Source organism: Halomonas litopenaei (assembly GCF_003045775.1).
GTDB lineage: Bacteria > Pseudomonadota > Gammaproteobacteria > Pseudomonadales > Halomonadaceae > Halomonas > Halomonas litopenaei.
Map to the genome: position 1 here is coordinate 185,746 of NZ_PXNS01000010.1, position 20,474 is coordinate 206,219.

Sequence of the window (20,474 nt, forward strand, 5' to 3'; positions counted from 1 at the left end):
CCGGCAAGGACCCGACGCCAGGCACAGCAAACGTTCACGTTCACGTTCACTGTCTCGATCGCGGCAACGACCGAGACGACAAGTATAAGAGGTCTGTATGAACAGTCATCTTTTCCTTGCTACCTTTTGCGTCTACATCGTCCTGATGATCGGCTTCGGCTGGTGGATGTCGCGGAACGATCGCGGCACCGGCGATGACTTTCTCCTTGGCGGGCGCAGCGTACCGATATTCCTGACCATCGGTACCACCGTGGCCACCATGGTGGGAACAGGTTCCAGCATGGGGGCGGTGGGCTTCGGCTACGCCAACGGCTGGGGCGGCGCACTCTATGGTCTGGGTGGTTCGATCGGGGTGCTGCTGCTGGCGCTGTGTTTCGCCGGTGTGCGCCGCTACCGCTTCATGACCATGAGCGAAGAGTTGTCGTTCTACGTCGGGGCCAACCGCCTGGTGCGCAATGTCGTGGCATTGTTCATCTACGTCGCCTGCATCGGCTGGCTCGGCGCCCATATCCTCGGCGGCGGCCTGTATCTGGCCTGGATGGCGGATATCCCCGCCTGGCAGGCCAAGATGGTGGTGGCGCTGGGCTTTGGTGTCTACTGCGTCATCGGCGGCTACATGGCGGTGGTCTGGACCGACACCGTGCAGGCCATCGTGCTGTTTGTCGGCTTCTTTTTGATGGCGGCGGTGGCCGTGGTCGAGGTCGGCGGCTTCTCCGAGATGACCGCCTCCATGGACGCCGCGGCGACCAGCTTCCTGGCCATCGACAAGGTCGGCCTGGTGCCCGCCCTGTCGCTGATCACGGTGATCGCCGTCGGTGTGCTGGCAACCCCGTCCTTCCGCCAGCGCATCTACTCCGGCGCCTCGGTGGGCTCGGTGCGCCGCTCCTTCCTGGTGACCGGCTGCCTTTACATGCTGTTCTCCATCGTGCCGGCGATCATCGGCATGGCGACCTACGCCCTCAACCCCAACCTGGAAAACAGCAACTTCGCCTTCCCGTATCTGGCTACTGAGGTGCTGCCGCTGTGGCTGGGCCTGCTGCTGCTGGTGGCCGGTCTGTCGGCGACCATGTCCAGCGCCAGCAGTGACGCCATCGCCGGTGTCACCACACTGATCCGCGATCTCTACGTGCTGGTCAAGGGCCGTGCGCCGTCGGCCAAGAGCGTGGTCATGCTGTCGCGGGTCGGCCTGGTCGGCACCATCAGCCTGGCGCTGGCCTTCGCCCTGACCTCCGACAACGTGATCGCCTACATCACCAAGATGGTGGCGACCGTGCTGGCGGGCATGTTCGTCTGCGGCGTGTTGGGACGCTTCTGGCCGCGCTACAACTGGCAGGGTGCGATTGCCTCGCTGGTGGTGGCGTCCGCCACCTCGCTGACGGTCATCTCGGTGGAGAGCTGGAGTGAGTACTGGGGCAACCCGAGCATCCCGGCGGTGGGCCTGGCCATGGCCGCCGGTATTGTGGTCAGTCTGTTTACCCCGGCTTCGGAGCTCAGCGAAGACCAGGCACTCGAGCTGATCACCGAAGAGCGCGAGCGCATGGAGGCGGTGCCGGACGTGCCGCTGCGCAAGGGTCCCGCCAAGGCCTGAAGACCGCTCTCCAGGCCGAAGCACAAAAGCCCGCGCAGGTGACTGCGCGGGCTTCTTCGCATGTCTGCCGCGGTGGCGAGGAGCATGGGGCGCCGCTCAACGGCGCAGCGACCATATTCGGTCGAGGGCGCCGTCCTTCAACACAAGATGGTGAAACAGGGCCGCCGCGATATGGCCACCAAGCAGGCAAGGCAGCAGCAGATCGGCGCCCCAGTCCCGATGGAAGCGGCCAAACGGCTCCATCAGGGTGATCAGCGGTACTTCGAACAAGACTGTGAGCGACGCCGCCAATGGCAGGCGCTGAAACGCGGGCAGTGTCCACTGGCCCAGCACCCTGAGGTCGAAGCCGGTACCGATATAGGCCGCCACGGGCAGCGCCAGGAGCACGGCGAGCAGGCCACGGTGGGCGAGGCGAGTCACTCGTGGCAGACCCTGGGGTGGCGGCTGCGGCAGCCACAGGTGGGCCGCCAGCAGCCCGAGCGACAGCGCCACACTCAAAAGCCCCAGGTTGACGTGGACCACCAGCAGGTACCAGTTGGCCGACTCGAGCTGGGTGGTCGCCCACTTGCGCCCGTAGGCAGTGAGGTAGAGAAGACCGATGGTCAACGCCAGCGAGGCGTGCAGGGCGCGGCTGGTCACGGCATGACGGGCAGGGTGGACATCGGGGGCGTGGGTGACGTAGTGGGCTCGGCTCGCTGGCATGAAGGAAACCTCGGGGATTCGGTATTGCCCGGTGTCAGGCAACTACCGCCATGCTGACGCCTGGCCCTTCGCCTGTCAGCCATTCCCTGTGCCATGCTGGGGACAATTCGCCCTCGGAGCCTCCCATGTCGATCTTTCTCGTCACCCTCTTTGTTGCCTCCCTGCTGCCGATCCTGCTGGCCTGGATCGGCGCCGCCTGGCGTGTGCGCCAGTTCGGCCACCTGGACAATCGCCACCCGCGTGCCCAGCAGGCGCGTCTTGAAGGCGTCGGTGCGCGGCTGCAGGCGGCCCAGTCCAACGCCTGGGAGGCGCTGATCGTCTACGCCACCACCGCGGTGGTGTCCATCGGCGCCGGGGTGGAGCTGGAGAGCCTCGACGTGCCGGCGCTGGTCTTTCTCACCTCACGCCTGCTCCACCCGTTGGCCTACGCCCTGAACTGGCAGTGGACCCGCTCCATCATCTTCGCCATCGGCATGCTGGCGTGTCTGACGATCATGATCGGGGCGCTGTGGTAGCCGCCCCGAAACGGGACAGGTGGCGGGCGGTTGTCCGCCGGCGTTCAGCCCTTTGACCGTCAGGGGCCGACGGCCGTCATTGTGACGACCGCGCCAGGGTGGTGACCAGGCGCTGGCAAATGTTGTCCAGCGCCTTGGCCTTGCCTTCGTCGGCCAGGCTGCCGTCTTCATGGAAGGCGCTGCCAGCGCCGCCTACTGCAAGCTGGTCCGGCAGTACCGTGACGCCGATATTGCTCAAGAGCTGACGCAGCAGCGGCAGGGCGCGTAGCCCGCCCAGCCCGCCGGGTGAGGCGCCGACGATGGCCGCCACCTTGTGCTGGTAGGGCTCGAGGGCGCCCAGGTCGCCGTCGGGGCGCGAGACCCAGTCGATGGTGTTCTTCAGAAGCGGTGTGATGAAGCCGTTGTACTCAGGGGAGGCGATGGCGAGACCCTGATGCTCCATGAACATCCGCTTGAGGCGGCTGGCGTGCTCGGGAAGACCCTCGCCGGCCTCCAGGTCGCCGTCGTAGATCGGCATGGGAAAGTCGCGCAGGTCGACAAAGGTGGCCTGACCACCAAGGGCGTCGATGCGCTGTGCCATCAGTCTGGCCAGACGCTTGTTGAAGGAATCCTCCCGGGCGCTGCCGGCAAAGACCAGGATACGGGGACGGGTATCGCTCATGGGGTTCTCCTGCGGTGTGAACGGAAGCGCAAAAGGGCAAGGCATGGACCAATAGCCAATGGAGCACGCTCTGTCAGCCATTGCCAGCGCCGATCTTGTGCATTCATCCTGCAACATATCGCATCAAGATGGCAGAAGGAGGTCGATGTGAAGTACCCCACAACGCCGGATGGGCGCTACTTTGTTGCCCGCAATCGCCTCTGGCGCTGCACCGATCCCGGCCTGGACGAGGACACGCGCAAGCGCCACGTCAAGGCGCTGATGGCGGCCCGACGCGCGGTCAAGGAGGCCAGCAAGGTCGACGATGACGACGCGCTCAAGGCCGCGCGCCGCCAGGTCCAGGCAGCCAAGGAGGCGCTGGGCGAGCGTGGCCCGGTGTGGTGGTCCGACGGCGCCGAGGATGAGTCCGGACGCGCACCCCACAACAGCTCCTACGCCGACTGGTGGGCCAGCCTGAACGCGCAGGAGGACAAGGCGTCTGGATGATCGCCCTCTGCGTCAGCGAGGCGGCCTTCAGGAAGACCAGGGCAGCGGTGGCGCCTCCAGGCGTGCTCCCTGCCACTGGGGGATGTCACCAAAGCGCTCGCTGGCGGCTTCCCAGTCGTGCTGGGCCTGGATGATCGCTTCCCGCGAATGGCCAACGAAGTTCCACCAGATCAGGATCTCGTCCTGCATTGGCTCGCCGCCGATCAACAGGATCCGGCTGCCCGCCGACAGCGATAGTTCGAGGCTGTCTCGTCCACGCCCCAGATACCCCAGCTCGTCCACCGTGAAGGCCTCGTCATTGAGCTCAAGGCCGCCTTCCAGCACCAGCACGCCGTATTCGAAGTCGGGACGCAGGGGCACCGCCAGCTTCGTGGTGTCACTGGCCTGAACGTCGAGTCCCACCAGCGGCGAAAAGCTCAGGGTGGGGGCGTGATGGCCTTCGGCTTCACCGATCAGCAGGGTGAAGTCGGCGCCGTCGCGGCGCCAGCGCGGCAGCTCGGCGTAGTGATCAAAGCGTGGCGCGGTGTCGGCCTTGTCCCGGGGCAGGGCGATCCATAGCTGGGCGGCGTGCAGGCTGTCGGTTTCGGCCAGGCTCTCTTCGGTATGGCTGATGCCGTGGCCGGCGGTCATCAGGTTGACCTCACCCGGTCGGATGACCTAGTCGCTGCCCAGGCTATCCCGGTGGTGGACCTCGCCGGAGAGCATCCAGGTGAAGGTCTGCAGGCTGGTGTGGGGGTGGGGGCCGACCCGCATGGCCTGGCCTTCGCGCAGGATGCTGGGGCCGGCGTGGTCGAGAAAGCACCAGGCGCCGATCAGGCGGCGCTCGCGGGTGGGCAGCACGCGGTGGATCGGCAGGCCGCCGACGTCGGCCTCCCGGGAACCGATGCGCTGGATACAACGGCGTCCATCGACCACCGGGCAGTCCAAAGAAGATGATGGGCGATGGGGCGTTTCGTGCAGGCTCATGGTGGCCTCCTGGGCGGTCATGGCTAGACCTGGTATGGCTGTACCTGGGTGGGATCGACAGAAAGAACAAGACCTGGGCGCGGTACGCCCAGGCCTGAAGCTCACCCTTGGGTCTGTTGGGAATAGCTCTGCATCAGGTTTGCGTAGGCCGGCAGGTGGGACGCCAGCAGGCCGCCGAAGCCTTCGATGTCGTTGCGCCAGTCGCGGTGCAGTTCGCAGCCCACCCCGAACCAGGTCATCAACTGGGCGCCGGCCTGGCTCATGCGATCCCAGGCGGCCTCGCGGGTCACCGGGTTGAAGGTGCCCGAGGCGTCGGTGACGACGAAGACGTCGTAGCCGGCCTCGATGGCCGACAGCGCGGGGAAGGCCACGCACACCTCGGTGACCACCCCGGCGATCAGCAACTGCTTGCGCCCGGTCTTCTCGATGGCGGCGACGAACTCCTCGTTGTCCCAGGCGTTGATCTGGCCGGGGCGGGCGATGTAGGGCGCGGTGGGGAACATCTCCTTGAGTTCGGGGACCATGGGACCATTGGGTCCATCCTCGAAGCTGGTGGTCAGGATGGTCGGCAGCTCGAAGAACCTGGCGATATCGGCCAGGGCCAGCACGTTGTTCTTGAAGGCGTCGGCATCGAAATCACGTGCTACCGACAAGAGGCCGGCCTGGTGGTCGACCAGCAGCACGGTGACGTCATTCTTGTCGAGACGAACATAGGGGCGAGTCATGGCGATTTCCTGGAGTCAGGGGAAGCCTTCCCTGGAAGAGGTCTCCGGCATCCAGCCTGGAGGTACAGCCCCCGGCGGCAGCTGCCGTCGGGGTGTTTCGCAAGGCGTCGCAGGGCGATAGGAGCAGCTACCTGGGCGCCGTGGGCTCAGGTACTGAGGCGGCCAAACCGGCCACGTCGAAAGGCGTCGATGGAGGCGTGGATCTCGGCCTCGCTGTTCATCACGAAGGGGCCATGACCCACCACCGGCTCGTCGATCGGTTCACCGGTCAGCACCAGCAGCCGGGCGGCGGTGTTGGCGGCCAGGGCCAGTGTCTCGCCATCGCGGGACAGCTCTACCACGCTGCCACCGCGCACGACCTCCTGATCCTGTACCAGCAGGGTGCCGTCGAGCACTACCAGAAGGCTAGTGTGCCCGTTGGGTAGCGACAAGGTCGTTTCAGCGTCCTCGTTCAATGCCAGTTCCCAGGCGTTGATCGGGGTAAAGGTCCGCGCCGGACCGCGGGCATCCAGGTACTCGCCGGCCACCACCCTGAGCTGGCCCGACTCGCCCGGTAGTGTCACCACCGGGATCTCGTCACGGGTCAGGTTCTGGTAGGTCGCCGGGGTCGTCTTGTGGCGCGCCGGCAGATTGACCCATAGCTGGACCATCTCCAGGTCGCCGCCCTGGCGAGTGAAGTCCTCGGAGTGAAACTCCTCGTGGAGGATGCCGTCGCCGGCGGTCATCCACTGAACGTCGCCCGGGCCGATGGTGCCGCCCCCGCCGGAGGAATCGCGGTGGCTGACCTCGCCGCGATGCACGAAGGTCACCGTCTCGAAGCCCCGATGGGGGTGCACGCCGACGCCACGCTTTTGCTCGCTGGGCGCGAAGTGGTGAGGCCCGGCGTGGTCCAGCAGCAGAAAGGGGCTGATGCGCTCGGCGCCAAGGCGGTCGTAGCTGAACAGCGAGCGCACCGGGAAGCCGTCGCCCACCCAGTGACCGCGAGGGGCAGCGTGTACGGCGTTGATGGTCTTCATGGGACACCTCCTGTCATGGAAGGATCGTTGGCGATCCGTCATGGTGACAGCATAGAATCGAGACGATGGAGGCGGTAGTAGGCAAAATTCGGACGCATCGTTGCATACATGAAACGATGGTGCGCTCAATCACCCTCGACAGGACCCGAGCCGTGCAGGATCTCAACGACTTCTTCTATTTCGTCAAGGTGGTGGACCACGGCGGTTTTGCTCCGGCGGGCCGCGCCCTGGGGCTGCCCAAGTCACGGCTCAGCCGACGTATCGCGGCACTGGAGGCACGCCTCGATACCCGCCTGATTCAGCGTTCCACCCGTCAGTTTGTGGTCACGGAACTGGGCCAGGCCTTCTATCAGCATTGCCAGGCCATGCTGTGGCAGGCCGAGGCGGCGGTGGAGGTGGTCGAGCGCCACCAGGCCGAACCGCGCGGGCGCATTCGCCTGAGCTGTCCGCCGAGCCTTCTCGCCACCTTGTTCACGCCGCTGTTTTCCGAGTTCCTGCGTCGCTGTCCCCGCATCGACCTGGACGTGGTGGCGACCAGTCGCCGCGTCGACGTGGTGCGAGAAGGCTTCGACCTGGCGATCCGGGTACGCTATCCGCCGCTGGAAGACAGCGAACTGGTGATGCGCAGGCTGTCGCGCAGCCCCCAGCGGCTGCTGGCATCACCGGATCTGGTGGCGCGCCTGGGGATGCCGGAAGCGCCGCAAGCCTTGAGCGATTGGCCCAGTCTCGACTTCGAGGAACCGGACCGGCGCCATCGCTGGCGCCTGGACGGTCCCGGCGGCGAGGAGCGAATCATCGAGCACCGGCCACGGCTGGTGACCGACGACGTGGGGCTCTTGCACCGGGCGGTGCTCGATGGCCAGGGGGTGGCACGCTTGCCGTTGGTGGCCGCGGGCGCCGATCTGTGCGCCGGGCGTCTGGTGGACGTGGTGCCGGGCTGGGAGCCTCGGGCCGGACTGATCCACGCGGTCTACCCCAGCCGCCGCGGACAGTTACCGTCGGTACGGGCACTGCTCGACTTTCTCGACGGTGCCCTGGACGAGGACGACGCGCCGCTGCCCAGGGCGTAGTGACGATCGGGGCGCAACGGTGCCGGGCCTGACGAGACGGCCCGTGTCCGGCCGTCGGAAACGACAACGCCACGGCATGGGCCGTGGCGTTGTTGGTGCTGGGGCTCAAGCGGCCCCTGCGATCTTGCTGGTCCAGTGCCTGATCAGGCGTCCTTTCCGCTGCCCTTGGGCGCTTCAGAGGATGAGGCCTGCGAGGCCTTGTTGCTCAGGCTCGGCCAGGCGCTCGGGTCCACCTTGCCCTTGAGCTTGGGGAACTCGTCCGGGTTGAAGGTCGGCTCCTGGCCGGCCTTGAGCTGACGCTCGTAGTCGCGGAACAGGGCGAAGGCCAGCGGCGAGAGCAGCAGGATGGCGGTCAGGTTGATCAGTGCCATCATGCCCATGGACAGGTCGGCGAAGTTCCAGATGGTGCCGAGCTGGGCGATCGAGCCGATCATGATCATTGCCAGCACCGCCAGGCGATAGATGAACACCGCGCCCGCAGAGCGACGCGAGCCCGCCAGGTACTCGATATTGGATTCACCGTAGGAGTAGTTGGCGATCAGCGAGGTGAAGGCGAACAGCAGAATGGCGATGGCCACGAACATGCCGCCCCAGTCACCCACGTGCTCGGACAGCGCGACCTGGGTCAGCTGGATGCCGTTGGGCGCGTCGCCGCTCTGCAGCGCCGGCTCCGACAGGATGATCACCGCGGCGGTGGCGGTACAGATCACCAGGGTGTCGAAGAACACGCCGAGCATCTGGATAAAGCCCTGGGCCGCCGGATGGTTCGGTCGGGTGCTGGCGGTGGCGGCCACGTTGGGGGCGGAACCCATGCCGGCCTCGTTGGAGAACAGGCCGCGCTTGATGCCCTGCATCATGGCCTGGGCCACGGCGTAGCCGACGGCACCGCCGGCGGCTTCTTCGAGGCCAAAGGCACTGTTGAAGATCAACGCGATGGCGCTCGGCAGCTCATCGATATTTAGCGCCACCACCACCAGAGCGAGGATCAGGTAGAGCAGGGCCATCAGCGGCACGATCAGCTCCGCCACCTTGGCGATGGAGCGCAGGCCGCCGAAGATGATCGGGGTAACCCCCACCAGCAGGGCGATGCCGACGATCCAGGTCGGGATGTTGAATGCCTGCTCCATGGCCTGGGCGATGGAGTTGGCCTGGACGCTGTTGAAGGCGAGACCGAAGGCGATGATCAGACAGATCGAGAAGGCGATGGCCATCCAGCGCTGACCGAGCCCGCGCTCGATGTAGCGGGCCGGGCCGCCGCGGAAGGTCTTGTCGCCGTGGTCGACCTTGTAGGCCTGGGCCAGGGTGGACTCGACGAAGCTGGTGGCCATGCCGACCAGCGCGGTCATCCACATCCAGAAGATGGCGCCGGGGCCGCCCAGATAGATGGCCACGGCGACACCCGCCAGATTGCCGGTACCCACACGGGCCGCCAGGCTGGTGGACAGGGCCTGGAAGGAGGAAATGCCCTCGCCGCCATCACGGGATCCCTTGAGCAGGGCGAACATATGGCCGAAGAAGCGGAACTGGATGCCGCGGGTCATGACGGTGAAGTAGAGACCGGCGCCGATCAACAGGTAAACGAGCAGTTTACCCCAGATCAGGCCGTTGCCGACGGAGACGGCATCGTTGAACCAGGTGGCGATGGAATCCATGTCAAATTGTCCATTGGGTAGGAATGCGGAGGCCATTCTTCACGAATTGCCGCGTATGACAAGGAGCGTAGAGAAAAGATTGAGATAAGGCGTAGTTTTCGAGAAAAAAGATATAGACTTTAGTCGCATCAAGAAGGGTGCTGTTCTCAATGGCACCTCAGGCCAGACATGTGAGGCCGAACGAGGTGTCGGTGAGCCCCTTTACCCGGCGCCGTTTCAGTTTATGCCCAGCGATGCCCGAGACAGGCGTTCGACAGCGGGTTGGGCGACATTCTGTTGGGCGGCATTCCCCTGGATGACATTCTCCTGAATGGCATTCTCCTGAATGGCATTCTGCTGGTGGACGGCGCAGGCCACCCGCAACAGCGATGCCAGGTTAGGCACCTCACCACGGATCTCGATCACCTCCTGATGCAGCTCGCTGATGAACTGAACCGTGGTCAGGTTCTGGCCGGCGGCGATCTCGTTGAGGATATCCCAGAACTCGTTTTCCAGTCTGACGCTGGTCACCGAGCCCTGCAGGCGGATGGAACGGGTGGTGCACTCGTACTTGGCAGGGTCGGTGGAGGCGTACATATGGCACATGGCGTGGTCCTCTCGCTGGCGTCCGGTCGTTATCGATGATGCCGTCTTCTGACCCTGCCTGGCTCTTGCGTCAAGGAGCATTAGACCATGGTCGACGTAGTACCCCAGTGTTACCCGCCGTAGGCGGAGGCGACATAGGCTTTGGAGAGACGCAGTGTCGCATGTGGCGCTTGTCGAATCTGAATTCTACGGCCTGGGGCAAGGAGTCCTGCTATGAAGGGTAGCGCTTTTTCTCGTCGTGTCTTTCTCAAGGCCAGCGGTGGTGTGCTGATGGGCACACTGGCGATGGCCTCCGGTCCCATCGCCCTGCTGGCGCCCAGTCGTAGCTGGGCCATGTCCCTTGAAACCCTGACCAGTCGCCAGGGCCAGGTGCTGCTGGCGATGACGCGTCACATCTTCCCTCACCCAGACCTTGAAGACGCGGTCTACGCCCTCGTGGTCAAGAGTCTGGACACCAAGGCCGCCGATCCCCAGGTCGCGGCCCTGGTAGCCGAAGGTATCGATGTGCTCGACCGTGAGGCGGGCGGTGATTGGCTATCGCTGTCGCCGAGCGAGCGTTTCGCCTTGCTGGAAGCGCGGGCCGGCTCGCCATTCTTCGAACTGGTGCGCGGCGACGCCGTCGTCTCGCTCTATGACAACGATCTGGCCTACGCCCACTTCGGCTACGAGGGTGAGGCGGGCAATCCCGGCTACCTGACCAAGGGCTTCAATGACCTGGACTGGCTGCCGGATCCGCCCCGGCCCGAGGGCGGCTACCTGCCCCATGAAGTACCGGGCTGACGCTGTCGCGGCGGGTGAGGCGAGCGTCGGTGACCGCTGGCGACAGCCACGGACAACAACAGCCAGCTACAGACAACAACTAACAATACGGACCGATGAGGAGACGTCGTCATGGCCATGACCGACAGTCAAAAGACCTTTGCGCTGGACGATGACAGTGTGGTGGTAGTGATCGGCTCGGGGGCCGGTGGAGGCACCCTGGCGAACGAACTGGCCCAGCAGGGCATCGACGTGGTGGTACTGGAAGCGGGCAAGCTGCACACCACCTCGGACTTTCTGGCCGACGAGTGGGGCGCCTTCAACCAGCTTTCTTGGCTGGACCCGAGGACCACCTCGGGAAGCTGGCGGCTGGCACGGGACTTTCCCAATCTGCCGGCCTGGATCGTCAAGTCGGTGGGCGGCACCACGGTGCACTGGGCCGGTGCCAGCCTGCGCATTCAGCCCCACGAGTTCGAGGCCCTGAGTCACTATGGCGCGGTGGACGGCGCTGACCTGCTCGACTGGCCGCTGTCCTACGAGGAACTGGCACCCTGGTACGATCGTGCCGAGGCGCGCATGGGGGTGACCCGCACCCACGACAACAAGGGGCTGCCGGGCAACAACAATTTCAAGGTGATGTACGCCGGGGCGCAGAAGCTCGGCTATTCCTGCAACACCGGCCATATGGCCATCAACAGCGAGATCCGCGATGGCCGGGCGCCCTGCCAGCAGCGCGGCTTCTGCTTCCAGGGCTGCAAGACCCAGGCCAAGTGGTCGACGCTCTATACCGAGCTGCCCAGAGGCATCGCCACGGGACACCTGGAGTTGCGGCCCGAGTCGCATGTGGCGCGTATCGAGCATGACGACGAGGGTCGTGCCAAGGCGGTGGTCTACTTTGATAGCGAGGGCCGCGAACAGCGACAGAAGGCCCGGGTGGTGGCGGTGGCCGGCAATTCCATCGAGACGCCGCGGCTGTTGTTGAATTCCACGAGCAGTCGTTTCCCCAAGGGGCTTGCCAATGGCGCGGACAAGGTCGGGCGCTACTACATGCGCCATATGACGGGTTCGGTCTACGCCACCTTCGATGAACCGGTGCACATGTATCGCGGCACCACCATGGCCGGCATCATCTCCGATGAGGCGCGCCATGATCCGTCGCGGGGCTTTGTCGGCGGCTACGAGATGGAGACGCTGTCGCTGGGGCTGCCGTTCATGGCTGCCTTCCTCGACCCCGGCGCCTGGGGCGAGCGTTTCGCCGGCGCGATGGACCAGTATGATCATATGGCCGGGATGTGGCTGGTGGGGGAGGATCTGCCCCAGGCCAGCAACCGCATCACCCTGAACCCGGAGGTGACCGATCGTTTCGGCCTGCCGGTGGCCAACGTGCACTACGACGATCACCCCAACGACGTGGCCATGAGGCAGCACGGGTATCAGCAGGGCAAGGCGCTGTACGAATCGGTGGGGGCGCGGGATGTCTACGAGGTGCCGCCCTATCCCTCGACCCACAACCTGGGTACCTGCCGCATGAGCGAGCGCCCCGAGGACGGCGTCTGCAACGGCTACGGCCAGACCCACGAGGTGGCGAACCTGTTCATCTCCGATGGCAGTCAGTTCACCACCTCGGCGTCGGAAAACCCGACCCTGACCATCGTCTCGCTGGCCCTGCGTCAGGCAGAATATATCGCGCAGCAGATGGCCGAGCAGGCGATCTGACGACCCCTGAACGACAATCGACCCCTCATCCAAGGAGACCGAGATGCACGACAATTTCCAAGGCGAACAGCACCCCGGCGTGGAGCCGGCCCCCGAGGCCACGCGCGGTTTTCGCCTCAATCACAGCATGCTGAGGGTCAAGGATCCCGAGGTGTCCCTGGCGTTCTATTCACGGGTCTTCGGCATGAGCGTGCTGAGGCGCCTGGACTTCGAGGAAATGCAGTTCTCGCTGTACTTTCTCGCCAACCTCGAGGCGGATGATCAGGTTCCCGAGGACGCCGCCGCCCGCTCCACCTGGACCTTTCAGCAGCGAGGACTGCTCGAGTTCACCCACAACTGGGGCAGCGAGGAGCAGGAAGGGCGGATCTACCACGACGGCAACGCCGAGCCCCAAGGCTTTGGTCATATCTGCTTTGCGGTGCCGGATCTGCACGCGGCGGTGGCCTGGTTCGATGAAAACGACGTCGAGTTCATCAAGCGCCCCGAGCAGGGCAAGCTGAAGGACGTGGTCTTCGTCAAGGACCCGGACGGCTACTGGATCGAGGTGGTGCAGCCGAGCCTGATGGCGAACATGGGCGACGCCTGAAGCGGTTATCTAACGCCAAGCCCCGGCGGCATAGGGCCGGGGGCCATCGAGGCCCGTCCGTCGGGCTCAGCCCGCCTGCGTTGGCAGACAGTGCGGCAGGCTGTCGCGCAGGCTGCGCGGATTGAGGCCCAGGTCGGCGAAGCTGCCGACGCCGTTGGCGACCAGATTGTCTTCGCTGATCAGCCACAGGGTATCGCGGGTCAGCGGCGGCGAGGGCAAGGGCGAAAGGGCCAGTGCCAGGGCGCGCCACAGGGGCAGGGGGACCTTGATGAACCTGGGCTCTCTGCCGAGGTGTCGCGCCACCTGGGTGACCAGATCGCGGTAGCGCAGCGGGTCGGGCCCGCCCAGTTCGTAAAGCGCCCTGGGCAGGCTCGCCCGGGTGGCCAGGCGTGCCAGGGCGCTGGCCAGATCACCCACGTGGAGTGGTTGCAGGCGCATCTCTCCGGCGCCAAACAGCGGCACCAGCGGCATCTTCACCAGCCTTGCCAGGGTCGCCACCAGGCCTGACTGCTGGCCATAGAGGGCGCTGGGGCGAACGATGACCGCGCGAGGTATCTCGCCCATCACCGCCTGTTCGCCTCTCGCCCTGGCGCGCACGTAGGGCGAGGGCGAATCGAGCCGGGCGCCGATGCCGGACAGCAGCACATAGCGATCGATGCCCGCCTCCCGGGCGAGCCGCGCCAGCCTGGCGGCGCCCTCGACATGCACCTGCTCGAAGCTGCGCTTGCCACTCTCGCGGTAGAGGCTGACCGCGTTGATCACCGCGCTGGCCCCCTCAAGGGCCGCCTTGAGGCTCTCCGGATCCTCGATATCCGCCTGGATCGCCTCGACCGGATCGCCGTCTTCCACCTCTTCCGGAAGTCTCGGGTGGCGGGCCACCACGCGGACCGCATGGCCCGCGAAGTAGAGCTCGCGCACCACGGCAGCACCGACAAAGCCGGTGCCACCGATCACCACCACCGGACGTGTGCGGTCACTCATGACGTCCTTTTGCCCTCATGCTGGCGCAGGGCATCCTGCAGGCGTTCCACCGCAAGAAAGAGCTGGCGCCTGGGTTGGGCGCCGGACAGGATGCCGGCGTGTTCGCCGTCGACCAGAAAGCGCAGCGCCGGAACACCGTGAACCCCCAGCGCCTGACCTTCCTCGCGGGAAGCTTGTACCGCCTCGCGGTCTTCACCGGCGGCAAGACTCGCTTCGAGTGCCGCGCCGTCCAGCCCCAGTTGATTGGCGATCTCGGCCAGGGCGCGGGGATCCGACAGGTCCAGGCTATCTTCGAAGAAGCCGCTGAACAGGGCCTTTCGCAGCGCAGCGACCTGGCTGGCTGACGGGGTGTCGCGATAGCGGCGCTCGGCCCAGGCCAGCGTTTCCAGGGCCAGACGCGAGCGTGGTTGGATGTTCGGCTGGCGCATGCTCAGACCTCGCTCCTGAGCCATCGGCAGCACCGCGTCTCGCCACAGCTCGTTCAGGTAGTCGCAGTGGGGATCGAGGGCAGGTTCCGGCTCGGGGCGCAACTCGAAGGGGCGCCAGACGACGCGGATGTCATGACCGAACCTGTCTTCCAGCGCCTCCAGTTCGGGCAACTCCAGGTAGCAGAACGGGCAGCGCAGATCGCTGAAGACCTCCAGGGTCAGGCGTGGGGGAGCGGGCGGGGTCGGCATGCAACTCTCCTGGGTGGCGGTACGTGGGCCCGGACGGCAATGGGATCGACCCTAGCTTGACGATTGATGACGCCGAAGTGAAGCGCCGACGTCAGCTAGGCTCGATGCTGGCGAAGCTGCGTCAGCCGTGATCACCGGCTGAGGCGACGTCTGCCTGGTGGGGCTGTGCAGCGGATCCTCGTGTGGAGCCTTACGAATCGTCGTCAGTTGGACGGGCGTCGCGCAGATCCAGGGCGCCGGCGCGCTTGACGGCACGGATGGCAAAGCTCGAATCCACGGTATTGACCATGGGCAGGGTCTGCAGCTGTCGCACCCAGCGCTCGTAGCCTTTCAGGTCGGCGCTGACGATCTGCAGCAGATAGTCGAAGGCGCCGGACACGGTGTGGCACTCGATGACTTCGGGCATGTCCGCCACGGCGGCTTCGAAGGCTTCCACCAGGGCGTCCTGGTGGCGGCTGAGCTTGACGTGGACGAACACCGTCAGCCCCAGCCCCAGGCGTTCGCGGTCCAGCTCGGCGCGGTAGCGCTGGATCAGCCGCTGTTGCTCCAGCCGGCGTATGCGCCTGGCGCAGGGTGACGGCGACAGCCCCACCCGCTCGGCCAGTTGGTGGCTGGTGAGTCGTGCATCCTGCTGGAGCAGGGCGAGCAGATGGCGATCGATACGGTCCAGTTTTTTCAACGGATTGGCTCAATCTTGCGGGTCGAAGAAAAATATTGGCATGTCCTGCCAATATGGGTCCATCGCGTCGTTGTCTTTGCCTACATTTGCCCGACCGTTGGCGGCAGACTGAGGGTCAGCAGGGGGCTCGTTCAGGCGCCCATCGAACCTCACGGAGTTCTTTCATGTCGTCTTCCTTGACCCAGGTGGCACCGCTTGTCGCCTCTCCCCGGCGCGCCCTGTTGGGGGTCGCCGCTGCGCTGGGGGCGGTGCTGATCTGGTCGTGCTACTTCCTGTCGCTGCGCCAAGGGGCGCTGTCACCACTGGGAACGCTCGACCTGACCCTGTTTCGCTACGCCGTGCCTGGCCTGGCGCTGCTGCCGTTGGCGCTGCGTCGGCGCCAGCGTCTGCTGGCGGTCAACCCGGTGTGGCTGGTCGGCATGATGGCCGGCGCCGGCATACCCTTCTTCCTGCTGGGGGCGGTGGGCATGGGGCTGGCCCCGGTGGCCCACGGCAGCACCCTGATCCCCGGGGCAGCGCCGCTGTTCGTCAGTACCCTGGCGGTTTGGGTCTTCGCTCAGCCGTTGTCGCGGGGGCGTGCCGCCGGCCTGGTCGCCATCGGACTCGGCGTCGTCTGCCTGCTGGCGTCCGGGGGACAGGGCTTGCAGAGCCTGCTGCTGGGGCAGGGCATGTTCCTGCTGTCCAGCGTGATGTGGGCGGTGTTCACCCTCAGCGTGCGTCAGAGCGGTCTGTCGGCGCTCGAGGCCACGGCGGTGGTCACGGTGCCCAGTGGACTGGTCATTGTGCTGACGGTGATCGGGCTCGAGGCGAGCGGGGCGGGGGGGCTGTCCCTGCATCTGGTGCCCACGAAGGAGTGGCTGGTGCAGTTGGTGGTGCAGGGCATCCTGGTGGGGCTGGGGTCTGGCCTGCTGATGGGCGTGGCGATTCGACGGCTGGGGGCCGAGGCGACCTCGGCGCTGGGCTCGCTTACCCCGGTGGCGGCCACGGCGCTGGCCTGGTGGGCGCTGGACGAGACGATCGGTGGGGTCACGGCGGTGGGCATGCTGATGGTGGTGTCCGGCGTAATGATTGCCAGCCGTGGCCGTTGATGGCGCGGCTGTCATTCGAGCAGCGCTGAACCAGAGACACCGCCCGTAGGCGGTGTCTGGGTCAATCGTCCAGCAAGGGCAATCAGCAATCAGCCCAGGCGCACCAGCATCTTGCCGGTGTTGGCCCCCTTGAACAGGTCGAGGAAGGCTTCCGGCGTGGCCTCGAGGCCTTCGCGCACGGTCTCCTGGTAGTCGATCTCGCCGGCGGCGACCTTGGGACCGACGTCCTTGAGAAAGGCCGGGTAGTTGTCCCAGTGCTCGAACACGATAAAGCCCTGCATGCGCGCTCGGCGAATCAGGATCATCGCCAGGTTGGCCGGTCCCGGTGCCGGGCCTTCATCGTTGTAGCGGGAAATCATGCCGCACACGGCGATGCGGGCGCCGACCCTGAGGTTGTTCAGCGCGGCTTCCAGGCAGACTCCGCCGACGTTCTCGTAGTAGACATCGAAACCGTCCGGGCAGGCCTTGGCCAGATCCTCGCTGAGGGTGGCGGCGTCCTTGTCGCGGTAGTCCACCGCGATCACGCCCTGGGACTCGAGCCAGTCGCGCTTCTTCTGGCTGCCGGCCAGGCCGACCACAACACCACCCTTGGCCTTCGCCAGCTGTACCGCCAGAGAGCCCACCGCGCCGCTGGCGGCGCTGACCAGCACATTGTCACCCTGCTGCATCTCGGCGATGGCATTCAGGCCGGTCCAGGCGGTCATCCCCGGCATACCCAGCACGCCCAGGTAGGCCTGCTCCGGCACGTCCAGATCGGGCAGGGCGGTCACGCCGTCGGCGGGCAGCTGGGCCACGTCTCGCCAGCCACCCATGTGGCTGACCTTGTCACCCACCTTGAAACGATCGTCACCGGATTCGATGACCTCGCCGACGGCGGCTCCTTCCAGCGGTGCCTCGAGCTCGAAGGGTTCGATATAGGTGGTGACACCGCTCATGCGTCCACGCATGTAGGGGTCCACCGACAGCCAGCGATTGCGGATGCGCACTTCACCGTCAGCCAGCGCCGGCAGGTCCTGCTGCTTGAGCTTGAAGACGTCCTGGCTGGGGGTGCCGGTGGGATACTCGCTGATGGTGTAGTAGTTCGACTGCATCATGCCTCCTTTGCGTGATGAACCGGAAGTCGATTGGCTGTCGCTCCGGAGAGTGCGAAGCGTGGCCGAGGGTCACTCGGATTCACGCCTCGCTCCGTGATCATCGATAGGTGTACGGTCGCTACAATAGACCAGTCGGTCTGTTTCGTAAAGGGGGGGCGATTGTCTTCCTGGATCCGAGGCCTATCCACTACGACTGTGCCGAATCGGCGAGGTTCCCCAAGGAGCGCCATGGACAGGGCGTGGCGGCAGGGCGCTACCCAATCATGACTAAAGTCTAAAGGCGTTTGAAATACGTTTTCGTCAAGCTATGTCGGACATAGCGTGTGACGCCGTCCGACACATGGCGTTACATGTCCGATTTCTCTCGTTCCCTGTATGGATGGCTCCATGTCGGCAAGTTCCACTTCCACGCGTCGCGCGCGCCCGGACATCGCCGATGCCCTGGCCGAGGCGATCTTCGCCGGTGAGTATGCGCCGGGGGACTTCCTGCCCAGGGAAGTGGATCTGTGCGAGCGCTTCGAAGTCAGCCGCTCCACCGTGCGCAGTGCACTGCAGGTACTGGTGGCGGCGGGCATGATCACGCGGATCTCGGGCCAGGGATCTCGGGTTCAACCGCTGGAGGGCTGGCACCTGCTGGACCCCAGGGTCAGCGGCTGGCTGGCGCGCTTTGCCCATCCCAATCCGGTGATCCAGCGCGAAGTCTTCGCCTTTCGCGTGGCGGTGGAGCCCTTCGTCGCCCGTCTCGCCGCCGAGCACGCCACCGCCGCCGATCTGCTGGCCATCGAGACGGCCTATGAGGGCATGATCGAAGCGCTGGCCAACGATGATCTACGCTTTGATGGCAAGAGCCACGACGAGTATGACGTGGCCTTTCACGAGGCGATCTTTACCGCATCGCACAATCTGGTGTGGGCCCAGATCAGCCACGTTCTCAAACCCGCCATCGCGCTGCTGGTGGAACGCTCCAACCACAGCGCCGACAGGCTCAACGACAGCATGGATCGTCACCGCCGGGTGATGGAGGCGATCCGGCTTCGCCAGCCGCAGGAAGCCGCCCGAGCGGCTCTCGCGGTACTGGAGCGCACCGGGCAGGACCTGGGTCTCGAAGGGGTGACAAGGTCGCCCGCCACGATCGAGACCACCTTCGACGCTCCCGAATTCCCTGCAACTCGCCAACAAGAAGGATGAGATTCCCATGATGGCAAGCACCAAGCTCAAGTTCTCTGGTTTCGCGCTCACGACGTTGGGCGCGGCGATCCTCGCGACAACGGCGACCTCTGCCCAGGCGGCCGAGTACGAGTGGACCTTCCAGACCTCCGAGACCGCGGGTGAGCCGCAGTTCGAGATGAAGAAGGCCTGGGCCGACAACGTCGAGACCATGTCCAACGGCCGCATCTCCATCGAGATCCTGCCGGTCAACGCCGTGGTCCAGGCCAACCAGACCCTGCAGGCCGTGCAGTCCGGCATTCTTCAGGGCCACCTGACCGACCCGAGCTACTTCACCGGCCAGAACCCGGCCTTCGGCATGATCGGCAACCTGGTAGGCGCCTGGAGCGATCCCTACGACTTCCTCGACTACATGAACAACGCCGGTGGCGAAGAGCTCTACAACAAGCTGGTCGAACCTTACGGCGTCCACCTGATCGGCGCCGCCGCCACCGGCCTCGAGTCGCTGCCGTCGACCAAGCCGGTGCGCTCCATCGACGACATGCAGGGTCTCAAGCTGCGTGCACCCGAGGGCATGGTCTACAACATCTTCGAGGCCGCCGGCGCGACTCCGGTCAACCTGCCGGGCTCCGAGGTCTATACCGGCCTCGAGAAGGGCGTCATCGACGCCGCCGACTACACCGTGTTCGCCACCAACCAGGCCCAGGGGCTGCACGAGTTCGCGCCGTACCCGCTGTACCCGGGCTTCCACTCGCTGCCGATGGTGGCGGTGTCGCTCAACAAGGACGTCTGGGACAGCCTCTCCGATGACCTGAAGGGCATCCTCGAGACCTCGGTCGACGCCCTGGCCTACGAGATGGTGGCCGAGCTCAAGACCCGCGACATGGAAGCCGTGCGCGAGGCCCGCCAGAACCCGGATATCGAGATCATCGACCTGCCGCAGGAGGAGCGCGTGGCGTTCCGCAATATCGCCAAGCAGGAGTGGGAGAACTGGGCCGAGAAGAACGAGATCACCCAGGAATTCTACGAGTCCGTGGTGGCCTACCTCGAGAACCACAACCTGCTGTAACCCTCGCTGGCGTACGCCAGTGGAACCCGGGGCGGTGCCGAGGCACCGCCCCCTCCTTTTCATCTTGCGATGTCCGCGCCCGTTGGCGCGATAGATTACGGGCGTCGCGATACATCAATGTCGAGGATGTCTCATGAGTGACGAGACACGTGCAGGGCCTGGGCCCGACCCATCACCCGATCCGTCAATGGACAAGACGCCCGAGCGTGCCCCCGATGTGGTGCGCAGTCGGTTCGACCGTGGCGTGGTTCGGGTGGCCCAGTTCGCCGCCTGGCTGGTGTTCATCGCCATGGCCATCAGCGTCTATGAGGTGATCATGCGCTATGGCTTCGGCGCGCCCACCTCCTGGGTCCACGAGACCGTGGTCATGCTGGTGGCGGTCAGCTTCTGTCTCGGCGGCCCCGCCGCGCTGGCCTCCAACCGCCATATCCGGGTCAAGGTGCTCTACGACGCCGTGGGCCCGAGGTTCCGGCTGTGGCTCGACCGCTTCAATGACCTGGTCACCTTCGGCTTCTGCCTGGGCATGACCTACGCCGCCTGGGTGATGTTCTACGGCGCCTCCCACAACCCCCTCGGCGAGTGGCAGCTGGAGCGCTCCGGCACCTCCTGGAACCCGCCGTTCCCGGCCCTGGTCAAGGGCATGATCCTCGCCGCGGTGGCGATCATGTGCGTCCAGGCGCTGATTCACCTGA

22 protein-coding genes and 1 pseudogene are annotated in these 20,474 nt (G+C 65.5%); 11 read left to right on the forward strand and 12 right to left on the reverse strand.

What is annotated here, in order from left to right:
* The first annotated feature begins 97 nt into the window (after positions 1-97).
* Positions 98-1,588, forward strand: coding sequence for a sodium:solute symporter family protein (locus C6W88_RS16770; RefSeq protein WP_108133304.1), 1,491 nt, complete (start codon positions 98-100; stop codon positions 1,586-1,588).
* 96 nt (positions 1,589-1,684) lie between these two features.
* Here C6W88_RS16770 and C6W88_RS16775 read toward each other — a convergent pair whose 3' ends face one another.
* Positions 1,685-2,290 (reverse strand): cytochrome b/b6 domain-containing protein, encoded by a 606-nt coding sequence (locus C6W88_RS16775; protein WP_108133305.1) that lies wholly within the window; start codon positions 2,288-2,290, stop codon positions 1,685-1,687.
* A gap of 125 nt (positions 2,291-2,415) precedes the next feature.
* On the opposite strand from C6W88_RS16775, the gene C6W88_RS16780 reads away from it, so the two are divergent.
* The gene (locus tag C6W88_RS16780; protein WP_108133306.1) at positions 2,416-2,805 is read left to right on the forward strand and encodes an MAPEG family protein; all 390 of its coding nucleotides are present in this window, start codon (positions 2,416-2,418) and stop codon (positions 2,803-2,805) included.
* 76 nt (positions 2,806-2,881) lie between these two features.
* Here C6W88_RS16780 and C6W88_RS16785 read toward each other — a convergent pair whose 3' ends face one another.
* Positions 2,882-3,466, reverse strand: a complete 585-nt coding sequence (locus C6W88_RS16785; protein WP_108133307.1) for an NADPH-dependent FMN reductase — start codon at positions 3,464-3,466, stop codon at positions 2,882-2,884.
* A gap of 147 nt (positions 3,467-3,613) precedes the next feature.
* Here C6W88_RS16785 and C6W88_RS16790 point away from each other — a divergent pair, with 147 nt between their 5' ends.
* Positions 3,614-3,952 carry a hypothetical protein gene (locus C6W88_RS16790; RefSeq protein WP_108133308.1) on the forward strand — a complete coding sequence of 113 codons (339 nt, stop codon included), beginning with the start codon at positions 3,614-3,616 and terminating at the stop codon, positions 3,950-3,952.
* A 27-nt stretch (positions 3,953-3,979) separates the two neighbouring features.
* On the opposite strand, the gene C6W88_RS22005 is transcribed toward C6W88_RS16790, so the two are convergent.
* From C6W88_RS22005 to C6W88_RS16805, 4 genes and pseudogenes are all read right to left on the reverse strand, one after another.
* On the reverse strand, positions 3,980-4,354 hold the full coding sequence (locus C6W88_RS22005; RefSeq protein WP_258183962.1) for a pirin-like C-terminal cupin domain-containing protein: 375 nt from the start codon (positions 4,352-4,354) through the stop codon (positions 3,980-3,982).
* A 159-nt stretch (positions 4,355-4,513) separates the two neighbouring features.
* Positions 4,514-4,939, reverse strand: a pseudogene (locus tag C6W88_RS21925) (pirin family protein); the annotation flags it as partial.
* 80 nt (positions 4,940-5,019) lie between these two features.
* Positions 5,020-5,643 (reverse strand): isochorismate family cysteine hydrolase YcaC, encoded by a 624-nt coding sequence (gene ycaC, locus C6W88_RS16800; RefSeq protein WP_108133309.1) that lies wholly within the window; start codon positions 5,641-5,643, stop codon positions 5,020-5,022.
* 146 nt (positions 5,644-5,789) lie between these two features.
* The gene (locus C6W88_RS16805) at positions 5,790-6,659 is read right to left on the reverse strand and encodes a pirin family protein (protein ID WP_108133310.1); all 870 of its coding nucleotides are present in this window, start codon (positions 6,657-6,659) and stop codon (positions 5,790-5,792) included.
* 152 nt (positions 6,660-6,811) lie between these two features.
* On the opposite strand from C6W88_RS16805, the gene C6W88_RS16810 reads away from it, so the two are divergent.
* Positions 6,812-7,729 (forward strand): LysR substrate-binding domain-containing protein, encoded by a 918-nt coding sequence (locus tag C6W88_RS16810; protein WP_108133311.1) that lies wholly within the window; start codon positions 6,812-6,814, stop codon positions 7,727-7,729.
* A gap of 143 nt (positions 7,730-7,872) precedes the next feature.
* Here C6W88_RS16810 and C6W88_RS16815 read toward each other — a convergent pair whose 3' ends face one another.
* Both C6W88_RS16815 and C6W88_RS16820 read right to left on the reverse strand, forming a co-directional pair.
* Complete coding sequence (locus C6W88_RS16815) at positions 7,873-9,381, reverse strand: alanine/glycine:cation symporter family protein (protein WP_045995065.1); 1,509 nt, start codon at positions 9,379-9,381, stop codon at positions 7,873-7,875.
* A gap of 216 nt (positions 9,382-9,597) precedes the next feature.
* Positions 9,598-9,966 (reverse strand): ribbon-helix-helix domain-containing protein, encoded by a 369-nt coding sequence (locus C6W88_RS16820; RefSeq protein WP_108133312.1) that lies wholly within the window; start codon positions 9,964-9,966, stop codon positions 9,598-9,600.
* A 213-nt stretch (positions 9,967-10,179) separates the two neighbouring features.
* Here C6W88_RS16820 and C6W88_RS16825 point away from each other — a divergent pair, with 213 nt between their 5' ends.
* From C6W88_RS16825 to gloA, 3 genes are all read left to right on the forward strand, one after another.
* Positions 10,180-10,746 (forward strand): gluconate 2-dehydrogenase subunit 3 family protein, encoded by a 567-nt coding sequence (locus C6W88_RS16825; protein WP_045995064.1) that lies wholly within the window; start codon positions 10,180-10,182, stop codon positions 10,744-10,746.
* 117 nt (positions 10,747-10,863) lie between these two features.
* Entirely contained in the window at positions 10,864-12,441 is a 1,578-nt protein-coding gene (locus C6W88_RS16830) for a GMC family oxidoreductase (protein ID WP_231498680.1), read from the forward strand.
* Between the two features lie 43 nt (positions 12,442-12,484).
* On the forward strand, positions 12,485-13,027 hold the full coding sequence (gene gloA / locus C6W88_RS16835) for a lactoylglutathione lyase (RefSeq protein WP_045995063.1): 543 nt from the start codon (positions 12,485-12,487) through the stop codon (positions 13,025-13,027).
* Positions 13,028-13,093: 66 nt separating this feature from the next.
* Here the strand turns inward: gloA and C6W88_RS16840 are convergent, their stop codons facing one another.
* The 3 genes from C6W88_RS16840 to C6W88_RS16850 form a co-directional block, all read right to left on the reverse strand.
* Positions 13,094-14,008, reverse strand: a complete 915-nt coding sequence (locus C6W88_RS16840; protein WP_108133314.1) for a complex I NDUFA9 subunit family protein — start codon at positions 14,006-14,008, stop codon at positions 13,094-13,096.
* The gene (locus C6W88_RS16845; RefSeq protein ID WP_108133315.1) at positions 14,005-14,685 is read right to left on the reverse strand and encodes a DsbA family oxidoreductase; all 681 of its coding nucleotides are present in this window, start codon (positions 14,683-14,685) and stop codon (positions 14,005-14,007) included. The genes C6W88_RS16840 and C6W88_RS16845 overlap by 4 nt, the downstream gene beginning before the upstream one ends.
* A gap of 190 nt (positions 14,686-14,875) precedes the next feature.
* Complete coding sequence (locus C6W88_RS16850; protein ID WP_197037138.1) at positions 14,876-15,364, reverse strand: Lrp/AsnC family transcriptional regulator; 489 nt, start codon at positions 15,362-15,364, stop codon at positions 14,876-14,878.
* Positions 15,365-15,528: 164 nt separating this feature from the next.
* Between C6W88_RS16850 and C6W88_RS16855 the strand changes: the two genes are divergently transcribed.
* Positions 15,529-16,452 (forward strand): DMT family transporter, encoded by a 924-nt coding sequence (locus tag C6W88_RS16855; RefSeq protein ID WP_181248654.1) that lies wholly within the window; start codon positions 15,529-15,531, stop codon positions 16,450-16,452.
* Between the two features lie 89 nt (positions 16,453-16,541).
* On the opposite strand, the gene C6W88_RS16860 is transcribed toward C6W88_RS16855, so the two are convergent.
* The gene (locus C6W88_RS16860; protein WP_108133317.1) at positions 16,542-17,543 is read right to left on the reverse strand and encodes an NADP-dependent oxidoreductase; all 1,002 of its coding nucleotides are present in this window, start codon (positions 17,541-17,543) and stop codon (positions 16,542-16,544) included.
* Between the two features lie 390 nt (positions 17,544-17,933).
* Here C6W88_RS16860 and C6W88_RS16865 point away from each other — a divergent pair, with 390 nt between their 5' ends.
* From C6W88_RS16865 to C6W88_RS16875, 3 genes are all read left to right on the forward strand, one after another.
* Positions 17,934-18,734 carry a FadR/GntR family transcriptional regulator gene (locus C6W88_RS16865; RefSeq protein WP_045995058.1) on the forward strand — a complete coding sequence of 267 codons (801 nt, stop codon included), beginning with the start codon at positions 17,934-17,936 and terminating at the stop codon, positions 18,732-18,734.
* Positions 18,735-18,741: 7 nt separating this feature from the next.
* Positions 18,742-19,782, forward strand: coding sequence for a TRAP transporter substrate-binding protein (locus C6W88_RS16870; RefSeq protein ID WP_045995057.1), 1,041 nt, complete (start codon positions 18,742-18,744; stop codon positions 19,780-19,782).
* A 187-nt stretch (positions 19,783-19,969) separates the two neighbouring features.
* Positions 19,970-20,474 (forward strand): TRAP transporter small permease subunit (locus C6W88_RS16875; protein ID WP_231498684.1); only part of this gene is annotated, 505 nt, incomplete at its 3' end.